The sequence below is a fragment of the Pseudomonas sp. PME37.24/006 genome, assembly GCF_055556635.1.
On the sequence record NZ_JBVHNL010000003.1, the window covers coordinates 935,307 to 958,594 of the forward strand.

The 23,288-nt window shown below is 60.3% G+C and carries 22 protein-coding genes; 7 read left to right on the forward strand and 15 right to left on the reverse strand.

The annotated features are described in order from the left end of the window. Positions 1 to 195: 195 nt before the first annotated feature. From gcvH to gcvT, 3 genes are all read left to right on the forward strand, one after another. Complete coding sequence (gene gcvH, locus ACZ3GY_RS15345; protein ID WP_463565923.1) at positions 196 to 579, forward strand: glycine cleavage system protein GcvH; 384 nt, start codon at positions 196 to 198, stop codon at positions 577 to 579. Between the two features lie 9 nt (positions 580 to 588). Next, positions 589 to 3,441 (forward strand): aminomethyl-transferring glycine dehydrogenase, encoded by a 2,853-nt coding sequence (gene gcvP / locus ACZ3GY_RS15350; RefSeq protein ID WP_465910868.1) that lies wholly within the window; start codon positions 589 to 591, stop codon positions 3,439 to 3,441. 90 nt (positions 3,442 to 3,531) lie between these two features. Beyond that, on the forward strand, positions 3,532 to 4,653 hold the full coding sequence (gcvT, locus tag ACZ3GY_RS15355) for a glycine cleavage system aminomethyltransferase GcvT (RefSeq protein ID WP_465910869.1): 1,122 nt from the start codon (positions 3,532 to 3,534) through the stop codon (positions 4,651 to 4,653). Between the two features lie 41 nt (positions 4,654 to 4,694). Here gcvT and ACZ3GY_RS15360 read toward each other — a convergent pair whose 3' ends face one another. After that, positions 4,695 to 5,051: a 5-carboxymethyl-2-hydroxymuconate Delta-isomerase gene (locus ACZ3GY_RS15360; protein WP_465910870.1), complete on the reverse strand. Its 357-nt coding sequence runs from the start codon at positions 5,049 to 5,051 to the stop codon at positions 4,695 to 4,697. Positions 5,052 to 5,593: 542 nt separating this feature from the next. On the opposite strand from ACZ3GY_RS15360, the gene ACZ3GY_RS15365 reads away from it, so the two are divergent. Both ACZ3GY_RS15365 and ACZ3GY_RS15370 read left to right on the forward strand, forming a co-directional pair. Continuing rightward, a complete protein-coding gene (locus ACZ3GY_RS15365) occupies positions 5,594 to 6,856 on the forward strand; it encodes an OprD family porin (RefSeq protein WP_463565927.1) in 1,263 nt (420 codons plus the stop codon). A 150-nt stretch (positions 6,857 to 7,006) separates the two neighbouring features. Next, positions 7,007 to 7,945, forward strand: coding sequence for a class I SAM-dependent methyltransferase (locus tag ACZ3GY_RS15370; RefSeq protein ID WP_463562087.1), 939 nt, complete (start codon positions 7,007 to 7,009; stop codon positions 7,943 to 7,945). Here the strand turns inward: ACZ3GY_RS15370 and ACZ3GY_RS15375 are convergent. From ACZ3GY_RS15375 to ACZ3GY_RS15410, 8 genes are all read right to left on the reverse strand, one after another. Beyond that, entirely contained in the window at positions 7,932 to 8,348 is a 417-nt protein-coding gene (locus ACZ3GY_RS15375) for a 3-phosphoshikimate 1-carboxyvinyltransferase (RefSeq protein WP_463562088.1), read from the reverse strand. The genes ACZ3GY_RS15370 and ACZ3GY_RS15375 overlap by 14 nt on opposite strands. Before the next feature lie 80 nt (positions 8,349 to 8,428). Then, entirely contained in the window at positions 8,429 to 9,373 is a 945-nt protein-coding gene (cyoE, locus tag ACZ3GY_RS15380) for a heme o synthase (RefSeq protein WP_463565928.1), read from the reverse strand. A 12-nt stretch (positions 9,374 to 9,385) separates the two neighbouring features. Next, positions 9,386 to 9,718 carry a cytochrome o ubiquinol oxidase subunit IV gene (locus ACZ3GY_RS15385; protein ID WP_042555392.1) on the reverse strand — a complete coding sequence of 111 codons (333 nt, stop codon included), beginning with the start codon at positions 9,716 to 9,718 and terminating at the stop codon, positions 9,386 to 9,388. After that, positions 9,718 to 10,341, reverse strand: coding sequence for a cytochrome o ubiquinol oxidase subunit III (gene cyoC / locus ACZ3GY_RS15390; RefSeq protein WP_225838842.1), 624 nt, complete (start codon positions 10,339 to 10,341; stop codon positions 9,718 to 9,720). Before cyoC ends, ACZ3GY_RS15385 begins: the two co-directional genes overlap by 1 nt. A 3-nt stretch (positions 10,342 to 10,344) precedes the next feature. Continuing rightward, positions 10,345 to 12,318: a cytochrome o ubiquinol oxidase subunit I gene (gene cyoB / locus ACZ3GY_RS15395; RefSeq protein WP_463562089.1), complete on the reverse strand. Its 1,974-nt coding sequence runs from the start codon at positions 12,316 to 12,318 to the stop codon at positions 10,345 to 10,347. A 3-nt stretch (positions 12,319 to 12,321) separates the two neighbouring features. Further along, positions 12,322 to 13,218: a ubiquinol oxidase subunit II gene (gene cyoA, locus ACZ3GY_RS15400; RefSeq protein ID WP_463562090.1), complete on the reverse strand. Its 897-nt coding sequence runs from the start codon at positions 13,216 to 13,218 to the stop codon at positions 12,322 to 12,324. A 451-nt stretch (positions 13,219 to 13,669) separates the two neighbouring features. Further along, entirely contained in the window at positions 13,670 to 14,278 is a 609-nt protein-coding gene (locus ACZ3GY_RS15405; RefSeq protein ID WP_465910875.1) for a DUF6436 domain-containing protein, read from the reverse strand. Beyond that, entirely contained in the window at positions 14,279 to 14,581 is a 303-nt protein-coding gene (locus ACZ3GY_RS15410; RefSeq protein WP_463562092.1) for a hypothetical protein, read from the reverse strand. A gap of 432 nt (positions 14,582 to 15,013) precedes the next feature. On the opposite strand from ACZ3GY_RS15410, the gene ACZ3GY_RS15415 reads away from it, so the two are divergent. Then, on the forward strand, positions 15,014 to 15,625 hold the full coding sequence (locus tag ACZ3GY_RS15415; RefSeq protein ID WP_463562093.1) for a Yip1 family protein: 612 nt from the start codon (positions 15,014 to 15,016) through the stop codon (positions 15,623 to 15,625). Between the two features lie 57 nt (positions 15,626 to 15,682). On the opposite strand, the gene ACZ3GY_RS15420 is transcribed toward ACZ3GY_RS15415, so the two are convergent. Genes ACZ3GY_RS15420 through ACZ3GY_RS15430 form a run of 3 tightly spaced genes read right to left on the reverse strand, consistent with a single transcriptional unit; the run spans position 15,683 to position 18,902 of the window. Continuing rightward, positions 15,683 to 17,023 carry a glutamine synthetase family protein gene (locus ACZ3GY_RS15420; RefSeq protein ID WP_465910877.1) on the reverse strand — a complete coding sequence of 447 codons (1,341 nt, stop codon included), beginning with the start codon at positions 17,021 to 17,023 and terminating at the stop codon, positions 15,683 to 15,685. Between the two features lie 20 nt (positions 17,024 to 17,043). Further along, the gene (locus ACZ3GY_RS15425; RefSeq protein WP_225838830.1) at positions 17,044 to 17,601 is read right to left on the reverse strand and encodes a helix-turn-helix domain-containing protein; all 558 of its coding nucleotides are present in this window, start codon (positions 17,599 to 17,601) and stop codon (positions 17,044 to 17,046) included. Positions 17,602 to 17,612: 11 nt separating this feature from the next. Further along, complete coding sequence (locus tag ACZ3GY_RS15430) at positions 17,613 to 18,902, reverse strand: NAD(P)/FAD-dependent oxidoreductase (protein WP_465910879.1); 1,290 nt, start codon at positions 18,900 to 18,902, stop codon at positions 17,613 to 17,615. A gap of 198 nt (positions 18,903 to 19,100) precedes the next feature. Between ACZ3GY_RS15430 and ACZ3GY_RS15435 the strand changes: the two genes are divergently transcribed. Further along, positions 19,101 to 19,664 (forward strand): tetratricopeptide repeat protein, encoded by a 564-nt coding sequence (locus tag ACZ3GY_RS15435; protein WP_465910880.1) that lies wholly within the window; start codon positions 19,101 to 19,103, stop codon positions 19,662 to 19,664. A 40-nt stretch (positions 19,665 to 19,704) separates the two neighbouring features. On the opposite strand, the gene ACZ3GY_RS15440 is transcribed toward ACZ3GY_RS15435, so the two are convergent. The 3 genes from ACZ3GY_RS15440 to ACZ3GY_RS15450 form a co-directional block, all read right to left on the reverse strand. Further along, positions 19,705 to 21,024, reverse strand: coding sequence for an aspartate aminotransferase family protein (locus ACZ3GY_RS15440; RefSeq protein WP_465910882.1), 1,320 nt, complete (start codon positions 21,022 to 21,024; stop codon positions 19,705 to 19,707). Continuing rightward, positions 21,021 to 22,088 (reverse strand): phosphotransferase, encoded by a 1,068-nt coding sequence (locus ACZ3GY_RS15445; protein ID WP_465910883.1) that lies wholly within the window; start codon positions 22,086 to 22,088, stop codon positions 21,021 to 21,023. Before ACZ3GY_RS15445 ends, ACZ3GY_RS15440 begins: the two co-directional genes overlap by 4 nt. A gap of 71 nt (positions 22,089 to 22,159) precedes the next feature. Next, entirely contained in the window at positions 22,160 to 23,191 is a 1,032-nt protein-coding gene (locus tag ACZ3GY_RS15450) for an ABC transporter substrate-binding protein (RefSeq protein WP_465910884.1), read from the reverse strand. Between the last annotated feature and the right edge of the window lie 97 nt (positions 23,192 to 23,288).

Here is a 23,288-nt window from a genome sequence, read left to right on the forward strand (position 1 = left end):
GGGGCCTTTAAGTGAACCCACATCGAAAGGCGGCGAACTTCGTATCGAAATCGATACAAAGCGCCTGATTTCACTCACTTAAAAACATTATGTCATTGATTTATATACAAAAAACAAACTGGCACCTAGTTTGCTAATGGCTTTACCCATTAGCCGCGCCCGCACAGACGGGCCGAAAATCACCAAGGAGTCCCCATGAGCGAATTGCGTTTTACCGTCGAGCACGAATGGCTGCGTCAGGAGGCCGATGGGCTGGTCACCGTAGGGATCACCGCCTACGCTCAAGACGCACTGGGTGACGTGGTGTTCGTTCAACTGCCTGAGCTGCAGGCCTACACCGCCGGCGAAGAAGTAGCCGTGCTTGAGTCGGTAAAGGCAGCGAGCAATATCGGCATGCCGCTCGACGGTGAAGTGGTCGAAGTGAACGCCGACCTCGAAGCCAGCCCTGAGCTGATCAATGCCGAACCGCTGGGACAGGGCTGGTTCTTCCGCTTCCGTCCAACCGACGCCAATGCAGTGGCCGGCCTGCTCGATCAGAACGCCTACGAGCGCCTGCTCAACGCCAAAGCCGACGCTTGAGAGAAAACCATGACCGACTTGACCACCCGCAACGAGTTCATCGCACGCCACATCGGCCCACGTGACCAAGATACCGCTGCCATGCTGGAAACCCTTGGTTTCAGCGACCTCGATGCACTGACCGCCAGCGTCATCCCGGGCAGTATCAAGGGCACCAGCGTGCTACCCGCTGGCGATGGCCAGAGCGAAGCCGATGCGCTGGCAGCCATCAAGGCCATCGCCGCCAAGAACCAGCTGTTTCGCAACTACATCGGCCAGGGTTACTACGGTACTCACACGCCCTCGCCGATCCTGCGCAACCTGCTGGAGAACCCGGCCTGGTACACCGCCTACACGCCTTACCAGCCCGAGATATCCCAAGGCCGCCTGGAGTCGCTGCTGAACTTCCAGACCCTGATCAGCGACCTCACCGGCCTGCCGATCGCCAACGCCTCGCTGCTCGACGAAGGCACCGCCGCCGCCGAAGCCATGACCTTTTGCAAGCGTCTGTCGAAGAACAAGGCCGCCAACGCCTTCTTCGCCTCCCAGCACTGCCACCCGCAGACACTCGACGTACTGCGTACCCGCGCCGAGCCGCTGGGCATCGACGTGGTGGTCGGTGACGAAGCCGCCATCGACGACGCCAGCGCCTTCTTCGGCGCTCTGCTGCAGTACCCGGCGAGCAATGGCGACATCTTCGATTACCGCGAAGTGGTCGAGCGCTTCCACGGCGCCAACGCTCTGGTAGCCGTCGCGGCCGATCTGCTGTCCCTGACCCTGCTGCAAGCGCCAGGTGAATTCGGTGCCGATGTGGCGCTGGGCAGCGCTCAACGCTTTGGCGTGCCACTGGGTTTCGGTGGCCCACATGCCGCCTACTTCGCCACCCGTGACGCGTTCAAACGCGACATGCCGGGTCGCCTGGTCGGCCTTTCGGTGGATCGCTTCGGCAACCCGGCCCTGCGCCTGGCCATGCAGACCCGCGAACAACACATTCGCCGTGAGAAGGCCACCAGCAACATCTGTACCGCTCAGGTGCTGCTGGCCAATATCGCCGCCATGTACGCCGTCTACCATGGCCCGCAGGGGCTCACCCGTATCGCCCAGCGCGTTCACCAGTTGACGCTGATCTTCGCCCGCGGCCTGCAGGCGCTCGGTCTGCAGATCGAGCAACAGGCATTCTTCGATACCCTGACCCTGCGCAGCGGTGAGCAGACCGCAGCGCTGCACCAGAAAGCCCGTGCAGCCGGCATCAACCTGCGCGAAGTGGATGCCGAGCGTATCGGCCTGTCATTCGACGAGACCACCACTCAGGCGGATATCGAACAACTCTGGACACTGTTCGCAGACGGCAAGGCCCTGCCGGACTTCGCGGCCCTCGCCAAGACGGACGATACTGGCCTGCCTGCTGCACAACTGCGTCAGTCGGCGATTCTCGAGCACCCGGTATTCAATCGCTACCACTCGGAAACCGAGCTGATGCGCTATCTGCGCAAGCTCGCCGACAAAGACCTGGCCCTGGATCGCAGCATGATCCCGCTGGGCTCCTGCACCATGAAGCTGAACGCGGCCAGCGAGATGATTCCCGTCACCTGGGCTGAGTTCGGCAACCTGCATCCCTTCGCCCCTGCCGAACAGAGCGCCGGTTATCAGGAGCTGACCGACGAGCTGGAAGCCATGCTCTGCGCCGCCACCGGCTACGACGCCGTGTCGCTGCAGCCTAATGCCGGCTCCCAGGGCGAATACGCTGGCCTGCTGGCGATCCGCGCCTATCACCAGAGCCGCGGCGACGATAAGCGCGACATCTGCCTGATCCCGCAATCGGCCCATGGCACCAACCCGGCCACCGCCCACATGGCCGGCATGCGCGTAGTAGTGACTGCCTGCGACGCACGCGGCAACGTCGACATCGCCGATCTGCGCGCCAAGGCCGAGCAGCACCGCGATCAGTTGGCTGCAATCATGATCACCTACCCGTCCACCCACGGGGTGTTCGAGGAAGGCATCCGCGAGATCTGCGCCATCGTCCATGACAACGGCGGCCAGGTGTATATCGACGGCGCCAACATGAACGCCATGGTCGGCCTCTGTGCACCAGGCAAGTTCGGCGGTGACGTCTCCCACCTCAACCTGCACAAAACCTTCTGCATTCCCCATGGCGGTGGCGGTCCGGGTGTCGGCCCGATCGGCGTGAAATCCCACCTGGCGCCGTTCCTGCCCGGCCACGCACACATGCAGCGCAAGGAGGGTGCGGTCAGCGCCGCGCCATTCGGCAGCGCCAGCATCCTGCCGATCACCTGGATGTACATCCGCATGATGGGCGGTACCGGCCTGCGCGTGGCGTCGCAGATGGCGATCCTCAATGCCAACTACATCGCCCGTCGCCTGGAAGAGCACTACCCGGTGCTGTACAGCGGTGAAGGCGGCCTGGTGGCCCACGAGTGCATCCTTGATCTGCGCCCGCTCAAGGACAGCAGCGGCATCAGCGTCGACGATGTGGCCAAGCGCCTGATCGACTTTGGCTTCCATGCCCCCACCATGTCCTTCCCGGTGGCTGGCACGCTGATGATCGAGCCGACCGAAAGTGAGTCCAAGCAAGAGCTGGATCGCTTCTGCGAAGCCATGATCGCCATTCGCGAGGAAATTCGTGCGGTCGAACGCGGCGAGCTGAATGTCGACGACAACCCGCTGAAGAATGCCCCGCACACCGCCGCTGAACTGGTGGGTGAGTGGACGCATCCGTACAGCCGCGAACAGGCGGTCTTCCCGACCCGCAGCCTGATCGACGGCAAATACTGGCCGCCGGTAGGCCGGGTCGACAACGTGTTCGGCGACCGCAATCTGGTCTGTGCCTGCCCGCCCATCGAGGCTTATCAGGACGCCTGATCGCGCCTGGGCTGCCGAACGCTTCGGCAGCCCCACCCTCTATGCCCGCACGCTGTTGCGGGCCGCTCACGACCTATACAGGAGAGCGCAATGAGCTCTGAAATTCTGGCGAAAACTTCCCTCCACGCGTTGCACCTGGAGCTGGGCGCACGCATGGTGCCGTTCGCCGGCTACGAGATGCCGGTGCAATATCCGCTCGGCGTGATGAAGGAACACCAGCACACCCGGGAAGCCGCCGGCCTGTTCGACGTCTCGCACATGGGCCAGATCATCCTGCGTGGCACGGGCGCCGCCAAGGCCCTGGAAAGCCTGGTGCCGGTGGATATCGTCGACCTGCCGGTGGGTATGCAGCGCTACGCTATGTTCACCGATGCGAACGGCGGCATCCTCGACGACCTGATGGTCGCCAACCTGGGCGACGACACGCTGTTTCTGGTGGTCAATGCGGCCTGCAAGCATCAGGATCTGATGCACCTGCAGCAGCACATCGCCAACCAGTGCCAGATCGAATCGCGCTTCGAGCGGGCCCTGCTTGCCCTGCAGGGCCCCAAGGCGGTCGACGTACTTACCCGCCTGGCACCGGAAGTCGCGAAAATGACTTTCATGCAATTCGCGGCGGTGCGCCTGCTCGGGGTCGATTGCTACGTCAGCCGCTCCGGCTATACAGGTGAAGACGGTTACGAAATCTCGGTACCTGCCGCCCATGCAGAAGCGCTGGCGCGCAGCCTGCTGGCCGAACCGGAAGTTCAGGCGATCGGCCTGGGCGCCCGCGATTCGCTGCGCCTGGAAGCCGGCCTGTGCCTGTATGGCCATGACATGAGTGCCGACACCACGCCGGTCGAGGCAAGCCTGCTCTGGGCAGTATCCAAGGCGCGGCGAGCCGATGGCACTCGCCCCGGCGGGTTCCCCGGTGCCGAGCGCATTTTCGCGCAACAGCGCGAAGGGGTCGCCCGCAAACGTGTCGGCCTGCTGCCTCAGGAGCGCACGCCCGTCCGTGAGGGTGCGGAGCTGGTGAATACCGATGGCGAGATCATCGGTCAGGTGTGCAGTGGCGGCTTCGGCCCAAGCCTGGGCGCGCCGCTGGCCATGGGTTACGTGCAGAGCAGTCACGTCGCAGTGGACAGCGATGTGTGGGCCTTGGTACGCGGCAAACGCGTTGCCATGAAGGTCGCCAAGACGCCGTTCGTGGCGCAGCGCTACTACCGCGGTTAAGTACCGCTGGGGCGGCAGTTTCTGCCGCCCTGCTCACTCGATCAGTCTGCGTCCAGGCAACTGCGCCGATTGCTGAAGGCTTCACGGCGCATGTCCCGCACATCCAGAGAAATGCTCTCCACCTCTGGCAGGCGCTCTACCAGCGAACGCACGATGGCCATAGACAAGGTTTTCTTCTGCTCGTCCGTGCGCCCCGCCAGCAGGTAGAAGATCACATGCAGGAAATCATTCTGGCTACCGCCGACACTGTAGTGATCGTAAAGACTCAGCCGCACCTTCACTTCGCCCTCCCTGAACAATCCTGTACCCATTGCGGCGTCATGAACCAGCGCGACCAGCTCACTGCCAGCGAGCGTTTTTTCCAGGGAGCGTGAGCCCTCGACAAGACAATGCGGCATGAGATTTCCTGCACTGATAAATATCGTCATACGTTATCACACAACATTTCTTATCAGTCTGTCTGCGGCCAAGGTCGTATACTCAAGCTCGCACAGATACCCAAGAATAAGCCGTAGCGATAACTGCAAAGCCACAGCCCATGCGGTATTGCTAACATTTAGGAATTGCTTTCTGCGTAAAAAACGTTCCGAACGGAACTTTTTTACAGAGTGCGTTGACAAGCCGATTGAGAGCTGCAGATAATCAGCGGCAATGTTGTATGACAACACAGCCTTATAAAAACAAAAAAGGTCGCACCATGAAGACTGAAGCATTCACGCTCTTCGCACGCCAAATCGACTCGGGTTTCTCTACCAGTCCGTCGCATTCATCTCAATATCTGCGCGCCACTTATTCGCCGACGGCTAGGGCCTGAGGCAGAGTCCTGCGTGTCCGCACGCGGGTCTGTCGCCCTGCACAGGGCTATCCACACCCTCCTCACGGCATGTTGATCACTGATCGACAGAGGATGGTTTGTTCAGAAAACGGGAGCACAACAACAATGAAAATCATCGCCGCACTACCACCTAGCCTCATCGCACTGGCTATCGCAGCAAGCGCCCTGCCAATGGCTGCCCAGGCCGAAGGCTTCGTTGAAGATGCCAAGGTCACCCTCGGCCTGCGCAACTACTACTTCAACCGCAACTATCTGAACGGCACCGATCCGGTGATCCGCGGCGAGCGTCAAGGCCAGGCTGAAGGCTGGACCCAGAGCTTCATTCTCGATGCCCGCTCCGGCTACACCGCCGGCACCATCGGCGTTGGTCTCGACGTGCTGGGCCTGTACAGCATCAAGCTGGACGGCAACCGCGGCGCCGCCAACACCCAACTGATGCCGATCCACGGTGATGGCCAGGCCGCTGACAACTTCGGCCGCACCGCCGTTGCTGCCAAGGCCAAGCTCTCCAAGACCGAACTGAAAGTCGGTGAGTGGTTCGCCGTACTGCCAATTCTGCGCGCGGACGATGGTCGTTCCCTGCCGCAGACCTTCCAGGGTGCGCAACTCACCTCCAGCGAAATCGACGGCCTGACCCTGTATGGCGGTCAGTTCTGGAAGAACAGCCAGCGTAACGACGCCAGCCGTGAGGACATCTCCTACAACGGTATCGCCGGCGATGATTTCAACTTCGGTGGTGGTGAATTCAAATTCAACGGCAACAACACCATGGTCGGCGTCTGGCACGCACGACTGGAAGACATCTACCAACAAAGCTACCTGCAACTGACACACAGCCAACCGGTGGGCGACTGGGTACTGGGCGCCAACCTCGGTTATGTAGATGGCAAGGACGAAGGCGCTGCCAAAGCAGGCAAGCTGGACAACAAGGTCTATCAGGGCAGCTTCTCCGCCAAGACCGGCAGCAACACCTTCACCGTGGCGTACCAGAAGCTCAACGGTTCGACCAAGTTCATGCGTGTCGACGGCGCCAGTGGCGGCACCCTGGTCAACGACGGTTTCACCAACAGCTACGACGCTCCGAACGAGCGCTCCTGGCAGGTGCGTCATGACTTCAACTTCGCCGGTGTCGGCGTTCCGGGCCTGACCCTGATGAACCGCTACGTCAGCGGCGACAGCATCCACGCAGCCGATGGCCGCAAGGATGGCGAAGAGTGGGGTCGCGAATCCGAACTGGCCTACACCATCCAGGACGGCACCCTGAAGAACCTCAGCGTGCGCTGGCGTAACTCCGACGTCCGTCGTGACGTTGGCCAGGATCTTCACGAAAACCGCCTGATCTTCAACTACCCGCTGTCGATCCTGTAAGGCTTACACCGCATCGCTTTACTCCAGTGTCATGGCATATTTGGCCCGTCCTCGTGACGGGCTTTTTTATGACACCGCAAAAACGCTGCAACCATGAGCGAGCCACTGCTTTGCTTTAAACTGCTGCGCCCCGGCAAACGATAGAGCCCCATGACACCGGACAACCTTGCTTTTCTGCAGCAGCACCTGAACCACGCCCTGAATGAAGCGCCGACGGATACCAGGCGTCTGTTCCATGGCCGCGGCCGCTGCTGGGAAGGACTTGAACACATCACCGTCGATTGGCTGCAGGGCATCGTGCTGGTGTGCCTGTTCAGAGAGCCAGCAGAAGACCAACTCCAGACACTGCAGACGATGTTGCTGCAGTTGAGCCAGTCCGGCGAATGGCAGCGCAGCCAAGCTCACAGCCTGCTGCTGCAGCATCGTTATCAGACCGACAGCCCGATGCAGTGCCTGGTGGGTGAGTTACCCGAGGAGTGGGTCATCGAAGAAGACGGCCTGCGCTATCTTCTCGACCTGGGTCGCAAGCAAAACACCGGCCTGTTTCTCGACATGCGCCTGGGACGACACTGGGTACGCGAGAATGCCAAAGACCAACGGGTGCTCAACCTGTTCGCCTACACCTGCGGCTTCTCCATCTCGGCGCTTGCCGGTGGCGCCGAGCATGTGGTCAATCTGGACATGGCCAAGGCGGCGCTGAGCCGTGGCCGCGATAATCATCGCCTCAACGGCCACGACCTGAGCCGAGTCAGCTTTCTTGGCCATGAGCTGTTCAAGTCATGGGGCAAGGTGAAACGCCATGGCCCCTATGATTTGATCATCATCGACCCACCGTCCTTCCAGAAGGGCAGCTTCGCCCTCACCCGCGACTACCAGAAAATCCTCCGTAAGCTCCCCGAACTGCTCAGTGCCGAAGGCCGCGTACTGGCCTGCGTCAACGACCCCAACATCGGCAGCGACTTCCTGATCACCGGCATGGCCGCCGAGGCCCCCGAACTGCGCTTCGATCAGCGTCTGGAAAACCCACCGGAATTTCCGGACGCCGAGCCCGAAGGCGGGCTGAAGGCGCTGCTGTTCAGCCGCTCTTGAACCAGTCCCACAGGCCCAGCGAAAACCCGGAAAACAGGTTGATGCCCAGGGCTGACTTGAGCAGGTAGAGAAACAGCAGACCAAGCGCCAGCGACACCAGCAGGAACAAGCTGATGCCTATCGCCTTGGCGGTCAGCGACAGATCCTGCTGGGCTCGACTGAGGTCGCGCTTGTTGCGACCGGCCAGCAGCACGAAGTAATAGCGCCAGCGCCACAGCTTGAGCGTCCATCGCAGATCCAGAGGATGGCGCCCCCACTGGCGTGCGCCAAAGGCAACCTTTAGCGCATCGAGCTGCTCGTCACTGAACGAATCCTTGAGATCATCGGGCAGGCGCTCCTTGAGCCCCTTGATGAAGGAGTCTTGCTCATTCACGGTCTTTCTCCAAATAGCTGAACCCTTCATGCCAGACACCTTATCAGCCCTGAACGAAAACGGGCCCCGTCATCGGTGATGACGGGGCCCGCTCGATTCACTTGCCGAATTCAGCGCGAGGCGAACGCCGCACAAAAACCACTGAGATTATCGGCGCCACAGATGTGGTTGACCGATGTCATCAGCATCTGGCTCGGCGTGGACTGGGAATCCACCGACATCATCACGCTCAGCGCAGTGATGGTGACGATCGAGAACACGAACAGCTTGCGTGCCCAGACCTTGTCATCGACAGCCTTGTAACCCGACACCCCCATCCACAACCAATAGGCGCCGCTGACCACTGCTACCACGAAGTAGCTGTAACCGGCGTAACCACTGATGGTCAGCATCAAGGTGGCGACCAGGAACGCGGCGATGTACAGGACGATGCTGCGCTTGGCAGCAGGAATGCCCTTGATCACTGGCAACACCGGAATGTTGGCGGCCTGGTAGTCATTGAAACGAAAGATGGCAATAGCGTACGAATGGGGCATCTGCCAGAGGCTGAAGATCAGCAGCAGAATCGCTGCTCCCATATCGAACTCGTTGCTTACAGCGCAATAGCCCACAACGGGTGGAGCGGCGCCCGACAGACTGCCAACCAGCGTTCCATAAACCGAATTGCGCTTGAGGTACAGGCTGTAAAGCCCGACGTAGACGACGAAGCCCATCAGGACCAGGCCAACTGCAAGCAGATTCGTAGCTTTATAGAGCAAGGCAACGCCTGCAATCCCGAGGATGCAGGCGTAAATGATGGCATGTGTCGGCGGAACCAGGCCTTTAACTAGCACCCTGTTCTTGGTCCGCTCCATCTTTACATCGATGTCCCTATCGATGTAGTTGTTGAACACGCAACCGGAAGCAATCACCAGAGCGACGCCGAGTGCTGTTGCCAGGAACAGCATCAGGTCGATATCCCCCTTCGAAGCCAGGAAGAAGCCACCGGCGACGGAAATCATGTTTCCGAAGACGATGCCTGGCTTGGTCAGGAGCAGGTATTGCTTGAACATCAGGCTGCTCTCTTTTTAGTTGGCCATCATGTAGTAGTGCATGCTCCAGATGATCCAGATCGAGAGCGCTACGACGATGATGGTGATCAGGATGGTGAACGCGAACGCCACCGTGTTCCAACGCTGCTCGGACGAGGTGTTCATGTGCAGGAAGTACACCAGGTGTACGTAGATCTGCACGACCGCGAAAGCGACGATGGTGAACAGCGTGGCCGCTTTCGACATGACGGGATTCATCACGATCGCGAACGGGATCACGGTGAGGATTACCGACAGTACGAAACCGACGACGTAATCCTTGGTGCTGCCATGGCTCGCGCCTGCGGCAGAGTGGTGATCATGAGCCATTACAGAGCCCCCATCAGATAGACAACGGTAAACACGCAGATCCACACCACGTCGAGGAAGTGCCAGAACAGGCTCAGGCAGCTCAGGCGGGTCTGGGTGACCGGCGTCAGGCCGCGGCTAGCGACCTGATGCATCATCACCGCCATCCACACCAGGCCGGCACTGACGTGCAGACCGTGGGTGCCGACCAGGGTGAAGAACGCGGACCAGTAGGCACTGACCTGCGGAGCGGCACCTTCGTGGATCAGGTGATGGAACTCGTACAGCTCGATCGAGATGAACACCACACCGAACAGGAAGGTAGCTGCCAGCCAGGCCAGCACCTTGCTCTTGTCGCCACGGTACATGGCCAACATGGCCATGCCGTAGGTGATGCTCGAGAACAACAGAGCGAATGTTTCGACCAGAACGAGCTTCAGGTCGATCAGATCTGCCGGAGTTGGACCGCCGGCGTACGCGGTGCTGAGCACCGCGAAGCCTGCGAAGATACTCGCGAACAGGATGCAGTCGGTCATCAGGTAAATCCAGAACCCGAAGACCTTCATCTCACCCGCGTCGTGGTGATGTTCGTGCTCATGCTCATCGGCATGAGCAGCGTGGTTGCTGATCACTTCACTAGACATGGTTTAAGCCTGCTTAGCCTTTGCTTGAATGTGTGCCTTCTCGATGCGTTCGATTTCATCGGGCTGCACGTAGTAGTCGACGTCCGTGTTGTAGCTGTTGCGAATCAGAACGGCGAAGGTACCCACGAAGCTCAATGCAGCCAGCCACCAGATGTGCCAGATCAGTGCGAAACCGAAGACCAGAGCGCCTACGGACATGATCAGGCCAACGCCGGTGTTCTTCGGCATGTGGATCGGCGAGTACTTGCTTGGCGCAGCCGGCAGACCGTCACGCTTCATTTCGTGGAACTCGTCGATGCGATCGCCGCGCGGGGTTACCGCGAAGTTGTAGAACGGCGGTGGCGACGAGGTCGACCATTCCAGCGTACGAGCGTCCCATGGGTCGCCAGTTACATCGGCCAGTTCCTTGCGCTTGATGATCGACACAGCGAACTGGATCAAGGTGCACAGAATACCGATACCGATCAGCACGGCGCCTACTACGGCGATGTACAGCCACGGCTCCCACTCTGGGTTGGAAGTACTGTTCAGACGACGGGTCATGCCCATGAAGCCGAGGATGTACAGCGGCATGAACGCCAGGTAGAAACCGACGATCCAGAACCAGAACGACGCCTTGCCCCAGCCTTCGTGCAGCTTGAAGCCGAACGCTTTCGGGAACCAGAAGGTGATACCGGCCATGTAGCCGAATACCGCACCACCGATGATCACGTTGTGGAAGTGGGCGATCAGGAACAGGCTGTTGTGCAGCAGGAAGTCAGCACCTGGAACAGCCAGCAGTACGCCGGTCATACCACCGATGGAGAAGGTGATGATGAAGCCCAGGGTCCACAGGATCGGCGAAGTGAACTCCAGACGACCGCGGTACATGGTGAACAGCCAGGTGAAAATCTTCACACCGGTCGGGATGGCGATGATCATCGTCGCGATACCGAAGAAGGCGTTGACGCTGGCGCCAGAGCCCATGGTGAAGAAGTGGTGTAGCCATACCACGAACGACAGCACGGTGATCGCCACGGTAGCCCAGACCATCGAGGCATAACCGAACAGACGCTTACGAGCGAACACCGAAGTCACTTCGGAGAACACACCGAAGGCCGGCAGGATCAGGATGTACACCTCAGGGTGGCCCCAGGCCCACAGGAGGTTGACGTACATCATCGGGTTGCCACCAGCTTCGTTAGTGAAGAAGTGGAAATCCAGGTAGCGATCCAGAGTCAGCATGCCGAGTACGGCAGTCAGAATCGGGAAGGCGCCGCAGATGATCACGCTGGTGCACAGGATGGTCCAGGTGAAGATCGGCATTTTCATCAGAGTCATGCCAGGGGCACGCATTTTGATGATGGTCACGAAGAAGTTCACACCGGTCAGCAGCGTACCGATACCGGATATCTGCAAGGCCCATATGTAATAGTCGACCCCGACTCCCGGACTGTACTCGATGCCTGACAACGGCGGATACGCAACCCAGCCGGTCATGGCGAACTCGCCCACGAACAGCGAAATGTTGGTCAGCAGTACACCCACCACGAACAGCCAGAAGCTCAACGAGTTGAGGAACGGGAAGGCAACGTCACGCGCACCGATCTGCAGTGGCGTCACGATGTTCATCAGGCCGACCACCATTGGCATGGCCACGAAGAAGATCATGATCGTACCGTGAGCGGTGAAGATCTGATCGTAGTGGTGTGGTGGCAGATACCCTTCAGAGCCACCAGTGGCGATAGCCAGCTGGGTACGCATCATGATTGCGTCGGCGAAGCCACGCAGCAGCATGACCAGGGCGACGAGGATGTACATCACGCCGATTTTCTTGTGGTCGACCGAAGTCAGCCATTCATGCCACAGGTAGCCCCACTTCTTGAAGTAGGTCAGGGCGGCGAACAGCCCGAGACCACCCAGAACCACAGCAATCATCGTGATTACCAGGATGGGCTCGTGCAGCGGTATTGCGTCTAGCGTCAGCTTTCCGAACATCGTTTATTCCTCCGCACCTGAATCGTGCGCGGCTTCGCTCACGGGGTTGCTCTTGTAATCGATGTACTGGCCGAGGATCTGACGGAACAGACCTGGCTGAGCGTTGAAGTACTCGACTGGGTTGTTTTCACTCGCTTTGGACAGCAACTGATAGCTGCCATCGAAGGTCAGCGTGTCTGGCGACTGCTTGACCTTGGTCACCCACTGCTCGAACTCTTCGTTACTGGTCGAATGCACCTTGAACTTCATGCCCGAGAAACCATGACCGCTGTAGTTGCCAGACAGGCCGAAGAACTCGCCTGGCTCGTTGGCAATCAGGTGCAGTTGGGTGCGCATGCCGCCCATGGCGTAAACCATGCCGCCCAGCTGCGGGATGAAGAAGGTATTCATCACGCTCTGCGAGGTGATCTGGAAGCTCAGCGGGGTATTTTCTGGTATGTACAGTTCATTGACGGTAGCGATGCCCTGCTCCGGATAGATGAACAGCCATTTCCAGTCCAGCGAAACCACCTCAACGACCAGCGGTTTGACATCGGACTCGATTGGCTTGTACGGGTCGAGCTCGTGGGTAGTTTTCCAGGTGATGACTGCCAGCACGGCAACAATCACGCAGGGAACGCCCCAGACGATAACCTCGATCTTGTGCGAGTGAGCCCACTCAGGCGCGTAGGTCGCGTCCTTGTTCGAGGAGCGATAGCGCCAGGCGAACAGAATGGTCATGAAAATGACGGGTACCACCACGATCAGCATCAGCAGAGTGGCGGTAATGATGAGGTTGCGCTGCTCAATGCCGATCTGGCCTTTCGAATCGAAAAGAATCCAATCGCAGCCACTCAGGGAGACGGCCACGACAATCGTCAGAAGCGTGCGGAACAAGCGGTGGTACTTCTCTTCTCTCATTTCACGACCTTCAGCAAAGTGATATCCCACATAGCGTTCTGTTCAGCCTGATACCCAATACGGCAGGGCATGCCAGGAAAACGGTGCACAGGCGCACCGAAATCGTTTCAGCATCGAAACTACTAAACGGAGGGGGCGACATTTTCGGTTACGCAGCCAAAAAAACCAACCGCATAACGACGATGGGTCTACAAATAGTCGGGGTGTATAGCTCGCCCCGCAATGCCCCAGCCCTACACCGCCGGCCGCAACCCTGCGCCCGGTGACATCTCGCTTAACTCGCAAAGCCCCATATGACCGCACCTACAGCGCGAGACAAAACCGCGGCCCGCTGACGGGCTACGGATAAATGGATATGTTGCGACTCATAATAGTGGCTCATATCACCAGAATTGCGCGGCAATATGTCGCACAGCAATACCCCTTCAAAAGCCAGGGAATTGCCTGAAAATCAGGATCCTTCTGCCGGTTTCCAGTCGCAGTAGCAACCTACTGCCATGGTATTGGCTGCGGAAACGCTACGATTGGCTGAAAGCGCGTCGAGGATCGGTTCTACGAAACTGTTCGAGGAGTTGCACACCAGCCCCTCGCTATAAGGGCCGGCATAGGCCAGACGGCCTTGCTGATCCCAGATGGCGATGGCCGGGCTGGCCGGAATCGACTCCATACCTTCCAGAGACTCCAGCGGCGTGAGCTTGCCGCGCAGGAACGGCAGCATTTCGCCCTCGCTCCCCGGCTTTTGCACGCTGTAGAACTCGACCCCGGAGAAACGGTAGAGGCTGATCAGATAATTGAGGTGAGCGTCGGTTTCCTTGTGGCACGGGCACTGGGGATCCCAGAAATGCACCACGCGAATCTTGCCAGGCCCGGCGAGCTCGGCCGGCAGTTTGAGCCCGCCGCCCTGAAAGAATACCGCCTGTTCCTGATCGCCGAAGGGGCGCAGGTACGCGACACCAAAACGCCCCCACACCCACGCGCCGATCGCCAGCACGATGGCCAGCAACAGCAGGCACAGAATCAGCAGAAAGCGCTTCGACGGAGCGGTCTGATCCTTGATCATCTACTCGGGCTCACGACCGTATTTGATACGGAACTGCTTTTCCATTTCCTTGCAGCTATCGGTCGCGAAAGCGCGCGAGGTTGGCTTGGCCGTGGGGTCGTTTGCCTTGATCCAGCAAGCCTGAATAGCACTTAGTTCATTGGCTTGAATATCGGCAGTCTGCTCACGAGTGATGGCATAGATGATGATGCCGAAGACCAGCACGATAAAAGCCAGACCTAGCAGGGTCAGCCACAGGCAACCGCCGCGCTTGCCAGTATCCAGCTGCTCTGTGGATGGATTGCGTGCCTTATCGTCGCTCATGATCTACCCCTGCCGAAGAGGGTGCGGAACATAGCATTTTTACTCTGGCCGGGGCAGAGGCCAAAAAGCACACACAAAATGAAGGGCTAACACCCTCCCCTGTCTTAATAAGGCCTATAAAGCCTGCCATTGAAGGCCTCAGGGGCAAAGCACCACAAAGTCCATTACGCACAATCGACATACCTCGTTACGACCCATGGCCTAGTGCCGAGAACGCCTGGAGCATCCTGCCCACAGTGGCTATGGCAGGATCATCATGGCTCTCGACGAGGCGATGGCGGCAAACGGCAAATTTCTGGTCAAACCTATTGGGGTGAACTTCACTCATACCTTGTGAGGGCTGAATTGAATTGCGGAAGCCGCACGATCCAGACTGATCAGCTCTCGGATATCTCATACCGGCACGAATGCTGGAGCCAGAGGAGAAGAGTCATGATCAACCACATTTGGGGACTGCTGGCCAACCCAGGCAGCGAATGGCGCAACATCGACCGGGAAAAGGAGAGCATCACGCACCTTTACGCCCATCACGTACTGCTGATGGCGCTTATCCCGGTAATCAGTGCCTTTATCGGCACCACCCAAATCGGTTGGCAGTTGGGTGGAGAGGCTTACAAGGTAGCTGTGCCGACAGGAGCGGTACTGGGCCTCGTATTTTATATTCTGATGCTGTTCGGCGTCGCCATCATGGGTAATGTTATCCACTGGATGTCAGACTCTTTCGCCAGCCGCCCTAGTCGCCGCCGCTGCATCGTTTTTGCCGGCTACGTCGCTACGCCGCTGTTCATCGCTGGCATTGCACTGCTCTACCCGAAAGCCTGGTTGCTGCTGGTGGTTGGAATCATCGCTCTCGCCTACAGCGCTCGCCTCCTTTATATCGGCATGCCGGCATTCTTGCGCATCCCGGTTAATGAGGGGCTGACCATCTCTGGCGGTACCCTAGCCATCGGAGTGCTGCTGCTGGAGCTGATTCTGGCACTGACCGTAGCGCTCTGGGGGCTGGGCTTCAACGACTATGCAGTGAGCTGGTCACTGTTCCGTTAGGGCAGCGAAAAGCTTAGGGGCATGCGTAAAGCGTCAAGCTTGTGGCTTAGAACGTCTTCATAGAAACCAGCGATACTCGCGGGCACTGATGCTCTCCATGAACGCCAGGTGATCCTGGCGTTTGTTCTCGCAATAGACCATAACGAACTCCTCGCCCAACCCGGCGTTCACCGCCGGATGGTGACGCATGGCAGCGACCGCGGAAAGCATGTCCATGGGGAAGTCGATACCGCTCTGACGGTTCTCGTTCAATGGTGCGATGGGCTCAATGCGCTGCTCCAGACCATGTTCCATGGCCGCCAGAATCGCCGCCAGCACCAGATAGGGGTTGGCGTCGGCACCTGCCAAGCGGTGTTCGATGCGCAGGTTACGGGCGTCCGAATCGGGAATACGCACGCAGGCATCGCGGTCTTCATAACCCCAACTGGCACGACTCGCGGCATTCACCCGTGAGCCGTAGCGGCGATAGGCGTTGTGGTGCGCAGCGAAGATCGGCATGCAGTGCGGTAGCCACTCCAGGCAACCCGCCACCGCGTGACGTAGCGGGCGCTGCTCATCGACAGCCAGCAGGTTGTTGCCCTGCTCGTCATAGAGGCTGACGTGCACGTGCATGCCGCTGCCCGGAGCATCGAGGTAGGGCTTGCTCATGAAGCTGGCCCGATGGCCGTTCTTGAGCGCCACGCCGCGGGTAAGCCGCGTGAAGAGCGCCGCCCAGTCCGCCGCCTGCAGGCCATCATCACAATGGCCGAAGTTGATCTCGAACTGCCCGGGACCGATTTCCGCGGTGATCACGTTGGCATCGATGCCCTGCTCCTCGGCCGCCTCGACGATCTCGTGCAGCACTGTGGAAAACCGAGACAGCCGGTCGATGTGCAGAGTGGGCTGATCATCCTCATCGCCACACAGGGTGTCGCGCGGATACTGCGGCAAGCCGTCCTTGAGCGTACGGTCGAACAGATAGAACTCCAGCTCGAAGGCCACCACCGGGCGAATGCCCTTGGCCGCCAGCCGTTGCAGCACCCGCGACAGCACCTCCCGTGGCTCGAACTCAATGGGCGATTCGGTGCCATCGGAGCTGATCAGCATCTGACCCAGCGGCTGGCTTTCCCAGCGTACCGGCTTGAGCGTGCCGGGAATCAGCCGGCGCGTTGCGTCGGGGTCGCCATCGTTGAAGCAGTAGTCGCCGATCACGTGCAGGCCGCCCTGGGCGCCGAGCAGCACGCAGTTCTGCGGCAGCTTGAGCAGGCTGCCGGCCGCGACTTTCTCCAGCATGTCGATGGGATAGCGCTTGCCGTAGAAATGCCCGGGAATGTCCAGACAGATCAGATCCACATAACGGACGTCAGGGTGAGCGGCGCGAAAGATACGGACTTCGTCGAGCAGGTTGTCGGTGGTCATGGCGAGGTTCCTGTGTCCGCTCAGCGGAACACCCAGAGTACCCGTGCGGGCTGATCAGTGAGGTTGGCGTAACGAAAGTGGCGATGGGGCGGCAACTGGAAGCTGTCGTTGGGGCCCAGAGTGACGGGATCCGGCTGATCGTCCAGCCAGATGCTCAACTGCCCTTCGAGCACGAAGCCGCCCTGCTCGGAACTGTCGTTCAGGTGCCCGTCACCACTGGTGGCACCAGGCGCCAGGTGACTTTCCAGCATGGAGAACCCGGCCGACATGCTCGGCGAAACCAGCACATCGGTGATCCCACCGGCGTAATACAGCGTGCGGCGCTCGCCAGGCCGGGTAACCCAAGGCAACACGCGCGGCTTGGCGAGGCTATAGAAATAGGTGGTCGGCACCCCCAGAGTCTCGCTGATGGCGGTCAAATCGGCCACGGTCGGCCGCGACAGGCCGCGCTCGACCTGGGACAGAAAGCCCACCGAGCGACCGATACGTGCCGCCAGCTCACCCAGCGTCAGGTTCTTGTGCTTGCGCAGGTCGCGAATCAGGATCGCGAGCCCCTCGATTTCTTCTTGCATGTCCATGGCGCTGTCCTTCAGATACTGTCGCGCAGCCGGTACCAGGCCTTGCCCGCCGCTTCGAGCGGCGCAGCCAGCCAGGAGCCACCGGGAAAACGCGGATTGCCGACGCGTTGATAGAGCGCCAGCAACTGCTCATCGCCGAGAATAGAGTCGCTCACTGCCCGCGCCGCAGCCAGGGTCGGCAGCACGCCGTGCCCGGAGAACCCCTGCAGCCAATAACGCTGGCCCTGCCGGCCAATGTCGGGGGTGCGCTTCATGGTGACATCGATATGCCCGCCCCAGCCGAACTCGATATCTATACCGGCAAGCTGTGGGAACACCCGCTCCAGATAGGGCCGGGTCGCTGCAGGCACGTCCTTGGGCAAACCACCCAGGTAGGTGCAGCCGCCGCCGAACAGCAGGCGGTTGTCCGGCGTGAGGCGGAAATAGTCGGGGACGAACTGGTTGTCGATCACGCAACTGTCATGGGGCAGCAGCGAACGCGCCAGCTGAGTGTCGAGCACCGCCGTCGCCACCTGATAGGAGCCCACCGGCAGAATGCGCCGGGACAGGGATCTGTCCAGATCATCGAGATAGGCATTGCACGCCAGCACCAGCACATCGGCCCGCACTTCACCTCGAGCGGTACGCGCACGATAGCCGCCAGGCACCTCTCTGTAACCGAGCACCTGGCTCTGCTCGAAGATCAGCCCTCCAGCCTTTTCGATGGCCCTCGCCAGGCCCTGGGCCAATTTCAGAGGATTGAGATGAGCACCCCGGGCGTCATGCAGCGCCGCGATGTAGCGTGGGCTATCGACCCACCCGCGTAGCTCCTCGCCCTCGATCAGGCGCAAGTCTTGATAACCCCACTTGTGCTGCGCGTCGCTCTGGGCATCGCGCAACTGAGCGACACGGCGCGCCTGTACGGCAGTCCACAAGCTGCCGACCCGATAATCCACGTCGAAACCATGGCGACCAGGCAGCTCGCGCATTTCCTCGGCAGCCCAGCACATGCTGTCCCAAAGCCGCTGCGCGCCCTCCAGGCCAAGCGCCTTTTCCAGCGGCGGCATATCGCAGGACCAACCCAATAAAGCCTGCCCACCGTTACGCCCAGAGGCCGCCCAGGCGATACGGCTGGCCTCCAACAGCACCACACGTTTGCCGCTCAGCGCCAGCCGCAGGCCGGTATGCAACCCGCTGAAGCCGGCGCCGATGATCAGTACGTCACAATCGAGGCTAGCCTCCAGAGCAGGACGAAGTGGAATCGGGCCGGGGTAGGTGCCGGCATAGTAAGTACCGACATGCTGGGCGGATTGCTTGAACATAAAATGAAATTATCGAAATATATTTCATGAAAAAATACACGGTTAATTTCACAACGCCAAGCCGGTTCGACTTTTACCCAGATGAACGAACCGTTGAGCTGCAACCGGGTCGAACCCCCCACAACAATCGAAGCACTGGCGGCTGCGTGACCAGAACCGGTCACCGAGCACAGCCCGTCCTTGCCCTGGAGCCAAGCAATGAACCGACTTTCACACCTGACCACTCCCCTGTTGCTCGTATGCGGCATCCTGCTGATCGCCGGTTGTGCCAGCCGGGAAGATTCAGACAAGGCACCCGCCACCACCCAGGATCCAGCCGCAGCGGTGACGCCCGAACAGCAGGCAGGAGACGCCGACTTCCAGCGCCTGAGCAGCCTGGCGCAACGCGGCGACCTGGACAGCCAGTTCAAGCTCGGCAGTTTCTACTTCGTCGGCAACCCGAAAAAGGATCTCAAACAGGCCGAATACTGGTGGAAACAGGCAGCCGATCGCGGCCATGCCGAAGCGGCCGTCAGCCTCGCCTATCTGTACACCGGGCGCGACAACCCTGAGTTCGGCAACCCGCAGGCCATGCTCAAGTACCTGAACCAGTCCGCCAGCAGCGGCAATCCCATGGCTCAGCACATTCTCGGCAACCTTTATATGCGCGGCATCCAGGGCGTCGAACGTGACCCGAACCAGGCCCGCCGCCTGTTCCAGAGCGCCTGCCGGCAGAACTACGCGGCCAGTTGCAAGGCGCTGGACAGCAAACCGGGCGCCTAAAGTGACCGCAGCCCTGCGCAGGCAGGGCTAGAACGCCCAGCTAAGCCAACGCGTGCAAGGCGTCATCCAACGCCGAGACCAATAGGTCGGCATGCTCCTTCTCGAAGGCCAGCAGTGGGCGAATCTTCAGGATGTTCTCCAGCGGCCCGGCCGCGCTGATCAGCACACCAAGTTCACGCATGCCGTTGACCACCCGCCGCGTCTGCTCCGCCGCCGGGGCTTTGCTTTGCCGGTTGCTCACCAGTTCCACGCCGAGGAACATTCCGGCGCCGCGTACATCGCCGATCAGCTCGTGACGCTCGCTGAGCTTGCCAAGCTCGTCGAGCAGATAGCCACCGACCTGCGCCGAACGCTGCTGCAGGCCTTCGTCGCGAATCACATCCAGCACGGCCTGGCCAGCGGCGCAGGACACCGGGTTGCCGCCGAAAGTATTGAAGTAGCGCATGCTGCGCCCGAAAGGCTCGAGCACTTCAGGGCGCACCACTACGCCGGCAATCGGCTGACCATTGCCCATCGGCTTGCCGAGGCTGACCAGGTCGGGCTGCACGGCGTGCCGCTGAAAACCCCACATGTGTTCGCCGGTACGGGCAAAGCCGCACTGCACTTCATCGGCGATATACAGCAGCCCTTCGGCCTGGGCGATGGCCACTGCTTCGCTGATGCAGCCCTTAGGGCCTGGAAATATCCCATCGCTGGCGAAGATGCCGTCGATCAGCAGTGCCGCAGGCTTGATGCCGTTGGCGCGCAGATCGGCGATGGCCGCGCGCACGTCCTCGGCGAACAGCTTGCCCGCCTGCTCGGCCCCCAGACGATAGCCGTCCGGCGCGCGCACGATGCGCGCATGGACGGGCAGCTGGATGCTCGCGCCGAGCGACGGCGACAGAGCGGAAATATCGCCGGTAACGCCGTGGTAGGCGAACTGGGTGATGATCACCCCGGTGCCGCCGGTGTAATGGCGGGCAATGCGCAGGGCCAGGTCGTTGGCTTCGCTGCCGGTGCAGGTGAACATCACCTGCTGCAGGGCAGCGGGAAAGGTGGCGAGCAGGTTCTCGGCATAATCGAGAATGCCTTCCTGCAAATAGCGGGTGTGGGTATTCAGGCGCGCCGCCTGCTCGGCGATGGCCTGTACCACGCGCGGGTGGCAATGACCGATGGACGCGACGTTGTTGTAGGCATCCAGATAACCACGGCCGGTCTCGTCATACAGCCACACGCCCTCCCCGCGCACCGTGTGCAGCGGGCGCTCGTAGAACAGCCGGTAGGCAGGGCCAAGCAGCCGTTCACGGCGTTCGATCAGGCTTCTTTCTTTTTCGCTCAAACGCGCCGCATCGGCGGCGCTAAAACCGTTGATCATGCTCATGGCTGCAGCGCTCCCTGACAGGCCTGATGAATTCGCTCCCGCGCCGTATCGCTGGAGATGGCCGCCAGGCCACGCAGACTGGCACTCGCCTGGCGCACGTTGCGCAGGATGTAGTCGCGATTTTCCGGATGCAGGCTGGCCCGCCAGGCGGTAATGCTGATGGTCATCACCAGCCGCGTGGCGATCAGTTCGGCGAGGATATCCAGCTCGGCATCGCGTAGCGGATTGAGGTGGTGATAAGCGGCGATGAAGGTCAGCGCTGGCGCCAGCACGTCGCCCTCGCTGCCCAGCTGATAGGCGGCGGCCACGCCCACTTCATTGATCAGCGGCGCGTGCACCATATCGCCGAAGTCGAGGATGTTGAGCAGTCGCTCGGGATGCTGGGGATCGACGATGACGTTGTGCGGATTGAGATCGTTATGGATGACCTGCGCACGCAGCTGCGGGTAACGCGGCTGTGCCTGGCCCTCGAAGGCATCCAGCGCCCGCGTCACCAGATCGCGCAGTTCACCGTCATCGATGTGTTGCAGCAATGGCCGCAACCGCGTGGCTTGCTGCATGTCCCACAGCAGTTCATGGCTGGAGGCTGGATGGTGAAAGTCGCTCAGCGCGCGGTCGAGCCGCGCCATGGCCTCGCCCAGATTATGGCGAAGCGCCGAACTGCGCTGTGCCACCTGGTGCAGCGGCAAGCCCTCGACGAAGGAGAACAGACGCACCAGCATCTGCTGCCCGTCGATATCGACGGAGACCGCATAGCGCCCGTCACGCGCGGCATATACACGCTGCACGGGGAGCTCGGGATCGGCCCGCTGGATATGCAGCAAGGCCTGATTCTGGAAGTCCACCACCTGGGGATTTTCCAGGGGATGGGAAATTTTCAGCAGGTAGGATGAGCCGTCCGCACAAGACAGCTGGAAATTCAGGTCGCGCTCGCCGGCCAACGGCCGGATCGCGCCCAGCACGCCAAAGCATTCGCTGGCGATGGCGCCAGCCCGCACCGGGTTAACCCGGGCCGGCTGCGCCTGCAACAAGGGATCATGCACAACCAGGGTATTCAGCGACACATCCATATACTCCGCAATTGACTGCTTACTGGCGGTGCCCGACCGCTTCTAGCCGGCCGGGCACTGCGCGTTTACTTACTGGCCCAGGCGTTGAAACGCTGCTCCAGATCTTCGCCATGGTCGATCCAGAACTCGATATCCATGGCCCGAGCGTTCTTCAGGTTCTGCGGCGCCGTTGGCAGGCTGCTCTGGATCGCCGGATCGATCATCGCAGTCGTATGGATATTAGTCGGGCCGTAGGGAATCCCCTCGGCGTAGACTTTCTGCAGTTCCGGCGTGCTGGCCATGGCGATGAATTTCTCGGCCAGCTCCTTGTTCTTGCTGCCTTTGATGATCGCCCAGTGATCGAGGTCGTAGAGGCTGCCGTTCCACTGCATGACGAAATCGCGGCCTTCCTTCTGTGCGGTGGTAACCCGACCGTTGTAGGCCGAAGTCATCACCACGTCCCCGGCGGCCAGCCACTGCAATGGCTGCGCACCGGCTTCCCACCACTGAATGTTCGACTTGATCTGATCGAGTTTGCGAAACGCCCGCTCGACACCTTCGTCGGTGCCCAGCACCTTGTAGAGATCGGCCTGCGCCACGCCATCGGCGAGCAGGGCGAACTCGAGCGTGAACTTGGCGCCACGGCGCAGGCCACGCTTGCCGGGGAATGTCTTCACATCCCAGAAATCCGCCCATCCCGTCGGTGTGCCCTTGAGCTTGCTGCTGTCGTAGGTCAGCACCGTCGACCAGATGAAAATGCCGGCGCCACATTCGCTCACCGCCTCCGGGATGAAATCTTCACGCTTGCCGATGCTTGCCCAGTTCAGCGGCTCGAACAGCCCTTCACTGCAACCACGGATCAGTTCCGGGGTCTCCACTTCTACGACATCCCAAGTGACCTGACCGGTATCGGCCATGACCTTGATCTTGGCCATCTCGCCGTTGTACGCGGAGGCTTCGATACGCACCTTCTCGCGCTCTTCAAAGGGTTTGTAGAAGGCTTTTTCCTGAACCACCTTGTTATCGCCGCCGAAGGAAACCACGGCGAGCTTTTCCGCCGCTTGCAAGGTCGCGGCGCTGCAGGTGATGGCGATCAGTAATGCGGTTTTCTTGAACATTGAGGGTTGCTCCTGGCAGGGCCTCACTTGGCACTGGTTAGGTAAGGGCAGCTTCAAGGAAGAAACACCGATGCTTTACCGACAAGAACCACTAGGG

Excerpts from the sequence above, each read along its gene's own strand:
- gcvH (WP_463565923.1), top strand. The coding sequence starts at position 196 with ATGAGCGAATTGCGTTTTACCGTCGAGCACGAATGGCTGCGTCAGGAG.
- gcvP (WP_465910868.1), top strand. The coding sequence starts at position 589 with ATGACCGACTTGACCACCCGCAACGAGTTCATCGCACGCCACATCGGC.
- gcvT (WP_465910869.1), top strand. The coding sequence starts at position 3,532 with ATGAGCTCTGAAATTCTGGCGAAAACTTCCCTCCACGCGTTGCACCTG.
- ACZ3GY_RS15360 (WP_465910870.1), bottom strand. The coding sequence starts at position 5,051 with ATGCCGCATTGTCTTGTCGAGGGCTCACGCTCCCTGGAAAAAACGCTC.
- ACZ3GY_RS15365 (WP_463565927.1), top strand. The coding sequence starts at position 5,594 with ATGAAAATCATCGCCGCACTACCACCTAGCCTCATCGCACTGGCTATC.
- ACZ3GY_RS15370 (WP_463562087.1), top strand. The coding sequence starts at position 7,007 with ATGACACCGGACAACCTTGCTTTTCTGCAGCAGCACCTGAACCACGCC.
- ACZ3GY_RS15375 (WP_463562088.1), bottom strand. The coding sequence starts at position 8,348 with ATGAAGGGTTCAGCTATTTGGAGAAAGACCGTGAATGAGCAAGACTCC.
- ACZ3GY_RS15385 (WP_042555392.1), bottom strand. The coding sequence starts at position 9,718 with ATGGCTCATGATCACCACTCTGCCGCAGGCGCGAGCCATGGCAGCACC.
- cyoC (WP_225838842.1), bottom strand. The coding sequence starts at position 10,341 with ATGTCTAGTGAAGTGATCAGCAACCACGCTGCTCATGCCGATGAGCAT.
- cyoB (WP_463562089.1), bottom strand. The coding sequence starts at position 12,318 with ATGTTCGGAAAGCTGACGCTAGACGCAATACCGCTGCACGAGCCCATC.
- cyoA (WP_463562090.1), bottom strand. The coding sequence starts at position 13,218 with ATGAGAGAAGAGAAGTACCACCGCTTGTTCCGCACGCTTCTGACGATT.
- ACZ3GY_RS15405 (WP_465910875.1), bottom strand. The coding sequence starts at position 14,278 with ATGATCAAGGATCAGACCGCTCCGTCGAAGCGCTTTCTGCTGATTCTG.
- ACZ3GY_RS15410 (WP_463562092.1), bottom strand. The coding sequence starts at position 14,581 with ATGAGCGACGATAAGGCACGCAATCCATCCACAGAGCAGCTGGATACT.
- ACZ3GY_RS15415 (WP_463562093.1), top strand. The coding sequence starts at position 15,014 with ATGATCAACCACATTTGGGGACTGCTGGCCAACCCAGGCAGCGAATGG.
- ACZ3GY_RS15420 (WP_465910877.1), bottom strand. The coding sequence starts at position 17,023 with ATGACCACCGACAACCTGCTCGACGAAGTCCGTATCTTTCGCGCCGCT.
- ACZ3GY_RS15425 (WP_225838830.1), bottom strand. The coding sequence starts at position 17,601 with ATGGACATGCAAGAAGAAATCGAGGGGCTCGCGATCCTGATTCGCGAC.
- ACZ3GY_RS15430 (WP_465910879.1), bottom strand. The coding sequence starts at position 18,902 with ATGTTCAAGCAATCCGCCCAGCATGTCGGTACTTACTATGCCGGCACC.
- ACZ3GY_RS15435 (WP_465910880.1), top strand. The coding sequence starts at position 19,101 with ATGAACCGACTTTCACACCTGACCACTCCCCTGTTGCTCGTATGCGGC.
- ACZ3GY_RS15440 (WP_465910882.1), bottom strand. The coding sequence starts at position 21,024 with ATGAGCATGATCAACGGTTTTAGCGCCGCCGATGCGGCGCGTTTGAGC.
- ACZ3GY_RS15450 (WP_465910884.1), bottom strand. The coding sequence starts at position 23,191 with ATGTTCAAGAAAACCGCATTACTGATCGCCATCACCTGCAGCGCCGCG.